Origin of the sequence: Actinoallomurus sp. NPDC050550, from assembly GCF_040655075.1 — a bacterium.
Classification (GTDB): Bacteria; Actinomycetota; Actinomycetes; order Streptosporangiales; family Streptosporangiaceae; genus Actinoallomurus.
The window spans coordinates 58,755-68,035 of sequence record NZ_JBFAJC010000053.1 but is presented as its reverse complement, the minus strand read 5'-3'; the positions used below and the strand labels follow the sequence as shown (position 1 = coordinate 68,035).

Annotated in this window: 3 protein-coding genes; 2 read left to right on the top strand and 1 reads right to left on the bottom strand. The window is 73.8% G+C overall.

Translation table 11 applies throughout. From position 1 onward, the window contains the following. Positions 1-203: 203 nt before the first annotated feature. The gene (locus AB0I04_RS43895) at positions 204-6,746 is read right to left on the bottom strand and encodes a tetratricopeptide repeat protein (RefSeq protein WP_360898744.1); all 6,543 of its coding nucleotides are present in this window, start codon (positions 6,744-6,746) and stop codon (positions 204-206) included. A 233-nt stretch (positions 6,747-6,979) separates the two neighbouring features. Between AB0I04_RS43895 and AB0I04_RS43890 the strand changes: the two genes are divergently transcribed. Both AB0I04_RS43890 and AB0I04_RS43885 read left to right on the top strand, forming a co-directional pair. Beyond that, a complete protein-coding gene (locus tag AB0I04_RS43890; protein ID WP_360898742.1) occupies positions 6,980-7,717 on the top strand; it encodes an HAD family hydrolase in 738 nt (245 codons plus the stop codon). A gap of 46 nt (positions 7,718-7,763) precedes the next feature. Beyond that, positions 7,764-9,224, top strand: a complete 1,461-nt coding sequence (locus AB0I04_RS43885; RefSeq protein WP_360898740.1) for an FGGY-family carbohydrate kinase — start codon at positions 7,764-7,766, stop codon at positions 9,222-9,224. Positions 9,225-9,281 lie beyond the last annotated feature (57 nt).

Genomic DNA, 9,281 nt, shown 5'->3' with positions numbered 1-9,281 from the left:
GCTCCCCCCCTCCCCCCCCCCGGGGGCGGGCGCGGGGTCGGGCCTGTCGGCGGCCCCCCCCCGGGTGGGCGGGCCGGCCCCCCCCCCCCGGGCCCCCCCGCCTCTCCCTCACCAGGGCTCGCTCGGTCAGCGGCGGCGAGCCCTCAGCCCGCCCGAACAGGAGGCGACCCTCGCGGTCGCCCGAGGCCGGACGAACGCCGACATCAGACCTCCTCGCCGAGTTCGCTCAGCAGTGCCCGCGCCTTCTCGGCGAAGTCCGCGTGGCCGGACTCGATCGCGCGCTGGAGGGAGAGCACCGCCGGCCCGCGGTCGCCGTCCCGGTGCCGGATCTCGCCGAGGCGGTACGCGGCCTCGCCCACCAGCGCGGGGTTCTCGGTGCCGGTGGCCAGCGTGAGCTCATAGAAACGCACCGCGGAGTCGCGGTCGTTCAGCCAGTACGCGAGCTCACCCAGGTGCGCGGCCGCCATGGGCGCCTGGCTGACGTCCCCGGTCCGGCCCCCGGAGTCGATCACCTGCTGGTACCAGCGCAGGGCCTCGGGCCAGTCGCGGTCTCCCTTGGCCAGCCCGCCCAAGTACATCTTGGCCAGCACCGAAGACGTCTCGTCGGGGCCGCCGGGCACCCGGAGCACGCGGAGGTAGAACTCGCGTGCCCGGCTCGGGTCCTCGCGGTCGTACGTCCGACCGATGAGGAAGAGGGAGCGGGGCCCGATCTGGGACTCCGTCTCCGGTACCCGCGCCAGCACCTCCCGGGCCTCCGTGAACTCACCCGCGTCGACCAGCGCGTCCCCGAGGGCGTACAGGGCGACGGGCTCACCGTCCTCAGTCGCGGCGCGGAGCGTGCGCAGCGCCCCGTCCTGGTCGCCATGCTCGCCCTGGATCATGCCGAGAATGCTGCTCAGGTAGGCCCGCGACTCCTGGTCGAGACCGGTCGCGGCGGAGTCGTCGGCGATCCGCCGGGCGACGTTCTCCAGGCCGTCCGTGTCGTCCTCGCGACGCAGGAGCGGGACCAGCCGGCCGGCCGCGACCAGCCGTACCTCGGCGTCGGGGTGGTCGACGTACCGCTCGTACACCTCCCGCGCCTTCGCCGGCTCACCCGCGGCGACGAACAGGTCGGCCACCTCGATCCGCTGCCGGGGGCCGAGACCCACGAACTCGGCCGCGCCGTACACGTACATGGCGGCGCTCACGCGGTCATCGGCCTCGGCGCACTCGGTGGCGCGCCGGCGCACCACGTCCAACGCCTCCCGATCCTCGCCCGCCTGGGCGGCCAGGGTCAGCGCCCGCATGGCCTCACCATGCCTCCCCTCGGCGGCGGCCTTGTTGGCGACGACGAACAGGTTGCCGGCCGCCGCCTCGACGAGCTCGGCCGGCGCGTCCCCGCCGTCCGCCTCCACCCGGGCGGTGGCGACGCGGCCGAAGGCCTCGGCCGAGGCACCGAGGTCGCCGTCCTCGAACGCCCAGGCGCCGAGGATGCTGCCGGCCCGGGCGCGCACCGCCGGGTCGGAGGCGTCGGCCGCACGCTCCATCTCGGCACGGGCCTGCGGGCCCTCACCTCGGTCGCGCAGCGTACGGGCCAGGCTGATGCGGATACGCGGGGTGACGTCCTCGTGGCCGATGTCGATGCCCCGCCGGTACAGCCGGATCGCCGCGTCGGCGTCGCCGCGGTCCAGCCGGGAGTCGCCCCACAGCCAGTAGCCGACCGCCGTCGTCTCCGGGTCGCCACTGGTCACAGCGCGCTGGGCGGTCTCCACGACCCCGTCATGGTCTTCGACCTCGGACAGCGTCAGAATCAGGCTGCGCAGCGGCACCAGCGCGGCGGAGTGATCGACCTCGGAGCCCCTCCGGTAGGCCGCGAGGGCCGCGTCCACGTCCTCCTCGTAGTAGCGGTGGATGTCCCCGATGTCGTCGAAGGCCGTGGCCACCTCCGCCGGGTCGCCGTACTCGACGACCAGCTCGAGCATCGCGCGGGCCTGGGCGGGGTCGGTGTCCATCATCTCGCGGGCGGCACGGATGACCTGCCGTCCCGCGGCGCCCGCGGCCGGGGTGCCGCTCCGGTTGCTCATCAGCCAGCGCATCGAGTCGATGCCGTCCGGCCCGTCGGATCCGCCATAGTCCTCCGCGAGCGCGAACAGCCCGGCCCGCAGGCGTTCGAGGCCTTCGTCCGTGTGCGCGGGCGGCGTCGCGTGACCGGCCTGTTCGGGCCCGCCGACCTGTTCCCTGTCGCCGGCCGATCGCGGATCACCGGCCTGTTCGGGCTCGCCGGCGGGTTGCGGGTTTCCGGCCTGTTCGGGCTCGTCGGCCCGTTCCAGGGCGCCTGCCTGTTCCTCGGCGCGATCGGGGTTCGGCACGGTCGCGCCGGACGGCCGGGAGGTCTCCTGCCCGGTGTTCTCGCCCGTGGAGACGGGCGGCTCCTGTCCGGCGGCGCGTGCCGCGATCTCGAGAGCGCGGTCGTTCTCACCGGCCGCGTTGAGCAGCGCGACCAGCCGCATCGTGGCCGCGAGACGGACGCGCGGATCCTCGGAGGCGGCGAGCGGTTCCAGGATCGCCCGGGCCTCGGCGGACGCGTCGTGCTCGGCGAGTAGTTCGGCGAGCTCCACGAGCATGCGGGGGTCGCCGTCCGGCGGGAACGCGGCGGCACCCTTGTAATAGGTACGTGCGGCGTCCAGGTCGCCGCGCTCGGCGGCCTCGGCCGCCTGCTCCTTGGCGATCCGCCGGGCGCCTTCGGGCGCCGCGACCGCCGCCAGATGCAGCGCGCGAACGGCCACGGCGTGGTCGCCGGCCTGGTTGGCCTCATGGGCGATGGAGGCCAGATTGTTCAGCACCCCGTCGCGATGGTCGCGGAAATCCTCATCCGGATCCGAGATCCGGGTACCGGCGGCCACGGCGGCTCCGAGCGCTTCGGCGGCACCCGCGAGCCGTCCTTCGTCGGCCAGCCAGACCCCCAAGTGGCCGCCCGCGAACAGCACGAGCTGTGGGTCGTCGCAGGACAGCACCTCCTCCAGTGCCCGATACGCCGCCGCCGTCTCGCCGAGCTCCCGCAGCACCTTGCCGAGCTCCAGCCGGAGGTACGGGACGGTGTCCGGCCCGGCGGTCTCGATCGCCGTGCGGTACCGCGCCGCGGCCTCCTTCAGGTCGCCGCGGGCCTTGGCCAGGTCGCCGAGCGTCCAGACACCGATGGTGACCGTCTCCGGATCGCCGCTGTCCATCGCGCGCCGCGCGGCGGTCTCGGCCGCACCGTGCTCCTCCCGCATGACCAGCAGGCCGAGCAGCCGCCGCAGGCAGGCGAGCGCGGCCGGATGGTCGACATCCGCGCCCCGCCGCAGCATGTCCACCGCGGCGTCGATGTCACCGGCGAGGTCGTACGCGTGACCTAGGTTGTCGCACACGATGGCCACCTGCTCGGGGCCGCCGAACTCCAGCACCGGCTCCGCCAGTTCGGTGGCCCCGTCCGTTCCGCCGCGGAGCCGGTCCAGGACGGCGGTGACGACGAGGCCGACCGCCCGCTCGGCATGCTCCGTGCCCGCCGCGCGCTCGACCAGCGATCGCGCGGTCGCGGTCTCGCCTTCCACCAGCGCGACGTGCAGTTCGGCGAGTACCGGCGTGCCATACTCCTCGGCGAACAGTGTCAGGGCGCCCGCCCGGTCGTCCTCGCGCAGTCGCAGCAACGCGCGTTCGCGGGGACTCGCCGTGCCGAGACGTTCCTTCGCCGGGATCCGGATGCCCGGGTCGGCCGACGCGGCGGCCCGCTCGTACGCGGTGCGCGCGCCTTCCTCGTCGCCGGCCTCGGTCAGGTAGCCGCCGAGCTCGTACGCCACGGTCGCGATGCTCTCCTCGGCGTCCACGCCCGCCTCCGCCAGCCGCTCGAACGCGGAGATGGAGCGCCGGGCGACCTCGGCCGCCCGCGCGGCCTCACCCTTGCCCGCGAGCAGGCGGGCGAGCATGACGCCCGCGGTCGCGGCGACCTCGCCGTCCACGTCGCTGATCGCCGCCTCGTAGTGCGCGGCGGCGGCGTCGAGATCACCGTGGGTGTCGAGCGCCGTCCCGATCACCAGGTCCACATGGGGGCCGTCGCCGGCCTCCTCCACCTGCAGCGTCCGGGCCTCGGCCACCCGGCCGGCGGAGACCAGCACCCGGGTCAGGCGCTCGACGAGCCCAGGGCGTTCCTCGTCGTCGACGTCCATCAGGTCGAGCGCCCGCCGGTAGGCCGCGGCGGCGCCGTCGAGGTCGCCGAGGTCGCGCCGCGCCCCGGCCAGCCACGAGGCGGCGGGCCCGGCCCAACGCTCGTCGTCGCCCGCCGCGGCGTGGGCCAACGCTTCGGCGGCACCCGCGCGATCGCCCGCGTCGTTGCGGAGCACGCCGAGGAAGAGCGCGGCCTCCTGAACGCCGTCGGGGTGACCGCCCGAAGCCGCCAACGACAGGGCGGCGTCGGCGGCTGCGGTGTCCCCGGCCCGCTGCCAGGCGTGCGCGGACTCGAGCATGAGCCGGGTGGTCATGAACACCTGGTGATCCTCGCCGCGCTCGCGTACGGCGCCCAGCGCGGCAGCGGCGCCCGTGAAGTCGCGGTCGAGCAGCCGCCGGGCGAACTCACCGTCCTCGGCGACCTCCGGATGATCCGCGGGGACTCGCGCGAAGGCGGCGCGCGCGGCGTCGAAGTCGTCCAGGCGCACCCGGGTGAAGCCGAGCAGCCAGGCGCTGCGCGGCGCCTGGAGCCGGTCGCCGCGGGCCGTGATCCGCTCGTGCACCTCGGCCGCGCCGGCCAGGTCGTTCCGCCCTTCCAGGATCTGGAGCAGCTTCGCCTCGGCCTCGGAGCGCAGGCCCGGGTGCCCCGAATCGGCGACCGCCTCGTAGGCGCTCAGCGCGTCGTCGAGGTCGCCCGGCCGGTCGCGTCCTTCGAGGGCCACGCCGAGCGCCTGGCACACCCATGGCGCCAGCGCGGGGTGTCCCTCGGCGCGGGCGCGGCGCAGCAGCTCGATCACCTCGTCGGTCTCGTCGTCGGGGCGGACGATCCAGGCGAGGACGGAAGCGTGGGAGAGCGCGAACGGATCACCGGCCGCCGCGGCCTCGTCGAGTAGCTCGACGCATTGGGAGCGGGGCACCCCGAACGACACGTACACCTGCGCCAGCATGCTCTTGCCCAGCGCGGCCACGGCCGGATCGGCGTGCTCGGCGCACTCCTGGTGGCGTGCGACGCCCGCCTCGCGGCCGAGCCGCTGGTAGTCGACGATGGCGCTGAGCACCGGATGCACCGCGTCTCCGCCGGAGGCGATCAGCTGCCGGTCGACCGCGGCGGCGAAGCCCTCCGCGAAGGCCGAGCCGTCGGCGACGTGCTCGAGCAGTTCGTCGGCCTGCTCGGGGTCGCCGGCCCCCACCTCGAGCAGGGCCAGCATGCGGGAGGCACGCTCGGACGGCCCCGCGATCTCCGCGTCCACCACCCGCCGTAGCAGGGCACGGGCCGCGTGCGGGTCGCCGTCGCGCAGCCGTTCGAGCGCGGTGTCGCAGTCGTCCACGGCCTGCTCGAGGTCCTCGTCCGGTCCCCGGACGGCCGCTTCGGTCTGCGTCATGATCAGTCGGGCCTGGAAGGCCACGTCGGGATCGTCGAGGTCGGCCGCCTGGCCCAGCAGCGCGAGGATCTCTTCTCGCCGGGGGTCGTCGTCCGGTAGTCCGTGCAGCAGCGTTCCGAGGAAGTGGACGGCGCCCAGGTGAAAATCGGAGTCGGTCGCGAGGACCACCCGCCAGCAGGCGATGGCCTGCTCGACCTCGCCCGCCTCGGCGTACACCTGTCCGAGGCAGGCCCGCGCCTCCACGGCGAACCGCGGATGGCCGGACTCGACCACGCGCCACAGGACGGCCCGCGACCCCTCCTCGTCACCGAGTTCCCGGGTGAACTTCGACTCCTGGATGAGCGCGTCGAGCCGGACCTCCGGGCGATGGTCCTCGGCGGCGCGCCGGTAGGCGTCCCGGGCCTCCCCGTACTCTCCGAGGTCGAACAGTGCCGCGCCGAGCAGCTTCTCGGCCATGCCGCGCTCGGCCGGATCACCGACCGCGATCGCGTGCTCCATCACCCGGCGGCACTCCTCGAACTCGCCTCGGTCGGCGTAGATCGTGTACAGTCGGAAGGACGCCCGTGAGCACAGCTCCGGGATGCCGTGGGACAGCATCGCGTTCAGCCCGGTCACGATGACCTCGTGGTCGGTCTCGCCCTCGTCCAGGAGAGCGGCGATCGCCTCGTACGCCGCCCAGGCCTGGCGCTCACGCTCGCCGCCGTCCTCCGGCCACTGAGCGGCCTCGAGTCCCTCCGTGAGCTCGGCGACGTCCGGGCCGTCGCCGCCCCTGACCCGTTCCAGCGTCTCCGCCGACCCGGTCAGGTCGCCCAGCATGCGCAGAACGCGGACCAAGAGGATGTCGGCCATCACCGCGATCTCGGCGTCGGCGCCGGAGGAGGCGATCCGCAGCGGCCGGTAGGCGAGTGCCCACTGCTCCTCGTCCGTCAGCGTCATGCCGAGGGCGATCGCCGAGCGTTGCGCGAACACCGGATGTCCGGTGGCGATCACCGACCGGTGGGCGGCCCGTGCGCCGTCCAGATCACCGCGTTCCTGGAGGAGACGTCCGAGAGTGTGCGACGCCTCGGGGACGACGGTGTCGTCGGCCGAGACCACGATCTCCCGTAGCAGCGCCGTGGCGCCGTCCAGATCGCCTTCCTGCCATTTGTCGATCGCCCTCTGGAAGCCGCCGGCCGACGAAGACATGCCTGACCCCTGTTTCGAAACCCCGGTGATGACCTTTTCGTGTTGGTTACGGAAAGTACACGATCATGAACGGGATTTCGGGGCTTTCGCATGGTTGGGCGTGGTCACGCATCGCGTGCGGTGACCCGGGCTGCCGGCTCGCCGGCGCCGTGCCGGTCGGGTTCCCGGACCGGCGCGCGGACGGCCACCGGACGGATCCGATCTTCGGGTGCCGCCGTCGATAGGATGCCGTCATGCGGTCGGTACGGGCGATCTTCTTCGATCTCGACGACACGCTCGTCGACTACGACCGCGCTGCCTGGACGGCGACGGTTCGGCGGGTCTGCGCCGCGCTGGAGACGGACGTTCCGGAGCTCCGCCCGGACCGCCTGTTCGACGCGTACACCCACGCCTACGACGCCCATCTGCGGGCGACGGAGGCGACCATCGCGCGTTCGCCCAGCGGAGCCTCGGACGCTCGCTCCATCTGGCGAGAGATCTGGCAGCGGGCGCTCGCCGAGTGCGGGCACGAGAGCGACGCTCTGGCCGGACGGGCGCTCGACCTCTACGTACGCGATCGGAACCGCAGTTACCGGCTGTTCGACGACGTGACGGACGTCCTCGCCGCCCTGCGGGAGCGCGTCGACACGCTCGCCGTCGTCACCAACGGCCCGGTCGACGCCCAGCGGGACAAGCTGGCGGCGACGGGGCTCGACCGCCACTTCGACCTGATCGTCGTATCCGCCGAGGTCGGCGTCGCCAAGCCGGATAAGGCGATCTTCGACCTCGCGATCCGCCGGTTGGACGTCGAACCGCGGTCCGTGTGGCATGTCGGCGACAACCTCACCACCGATGTCGGCGGCGCCCGCAACGCACGGCTGGGCGCCGGCGTCTGGCTCAACCGGGCCGGCGTGGCGCGTGGCGCCGACGACCCGAGTCCCGGGTACGAGATCGCCTCACTGCGCGAGCTGCCGGCACTGGTGGACCAATAGTGATCGCCGAGCACCTCCCTCGCCGGGGTGACACCGGAGGACGGGCATGACGTATCTGGGCGTCGACGTGGGCACGTCCGGGACCAAGGGCGTGCTGGTCGGGGAGGACGGGACGGTGCTCGCCACCGCCGTGCGCCCGCACGCGGTGGAGCGTCCCGGCCCGGGGCACGTCGAGATGGACGCCCGGATCTGGTGGGAGGAGTTCGTCTCGATCTCCCGCGAGCTGGCCGGCACCGGCGACCCGGTCACGGCCGTCGGCGTCAGCGGCATGGGCCCGTGCGTGCTCCTGGCCGACGAGACGGACACGCCGCTGCGCCCGGCGATCCTGTACGGCGTCGACACCCGCGCCACCGCGCAGATCGCCCGCCTCGACGCCGAGCTGGGCCGCGAGGACGTCCTGCGGCGCTGCGGCTCCCTGCTGTCCACGCAGGCGGTCGGCCCGAAGATCGCCTGGGTCGCCGAGCACGAGCCGGAGGTCGCGGCGCGGGCGCGGCGGCTGTACATGCCCGCGTCCTATCTGGCGAACCGGCTCACCGGCGCGTACGTCCTCGACCACCACTCCGCGAGCCAGGCCGTGCCGCTGTACGACTCGGTCGCGCAGGAGTGGTACCGGCCGTGGGCCGAGCGCGTCGCGCCCGGGATCGAACTGCCGCCGCTGCGCTGGCCCGGCGACGTCGCCGGGCAGGTCACCGCCGACGCGGCGGCCGCGACCGGCCTGCCGGCCGGGATTCCGGTGATCACCGGCACGATCGACGCGTGGTCCGAGGCCCTCAGCGTGGGCGCGCAGGGCGTCGGCGACCTCATGCTGATGTACGGCAGCACGATGTTCCTCATCAACACCGTGCCCGACCGGCTACTCGTCCCCGAGCTGTGGAGCACCGTCGGCGCGCTGCCGGGCACCCGCAACCTCGCCGGCGGGATGGCGACCTCCGGGATGATCACCGAGTGGCTGCGGGAACTGTTCGGCTCCCCGGACCACGCCACCCTGCTCGCCGAGGCCGAGACGTCCGGCCCCGGTGCGCGCGGCCTGCTCATGCTGCCGTACTTCGCCGGCGAACGGACCCCGATCGCCGACCCGCACGCGCGCGGTGTGATCGCGGGACTGACCGTCGAGCACACGCGGGGCGATCTGTACCGCGCCGCTCTGGAGGCGACCGCGTTCGGCGTGCGGCACAACGTCGAGGCGATGCGCGCGGCGGGCGGCGACGTCCGCCGGATCGTCGCCGTCGGCGGCGGCACGCGCGGCGGCCTGTGGACCCGCGTCGTCTCCGACGTCACCGGGCTGGAGCAGGAGATCCGGGCAGTCACGATCGGAGCGTGCTACGGCGCGGCGTTTCTCGCCGCGAGCGCGGTCGCCGATCCGTCGATCGACGACTGGAACCCGGTACGCGAGCGGGTCGAGCCGGACCCGGCCGTCCGGCCTCGTTACGACCGGCTGTACGAGCAGTACCGGCGGCTCTATCCGGCGACCCGTGACCTCGCCCACATCCTGGCCTCGTCTTCGTGACGATCGGAAGATCCCAAAGACGCAGCGGATTGTCGGCGGGCTGCCCTACGGTTTCGC

What these genes read in the sequence shown, in the direction of transcription:
- AB0I04_RS43895 (WP_360898744.1), bottom strand. Translation starts at nt 6,746, where the DNA reads ATGTCTTCGTCGGCCGGCGGCTTCCAGAGGGCGATCGACAAATGGCAG.
- AB0I04_RS43890 (WP_360898742.1), top strand. Translation starts at nt 6,980, where the DNA reads ATGCGGTCGGTACGGGCGATCTTCTTCGATCTCGACGACACGCTCGTC.
- AB0I04_RS43885 (WP_360898740.1), top strand. Translation starts at nt 7,764, where the DNA reads ATGACGTATCTGGGCGTCGACGTGGGCACGTCCGGGACCAAGGGCGTG.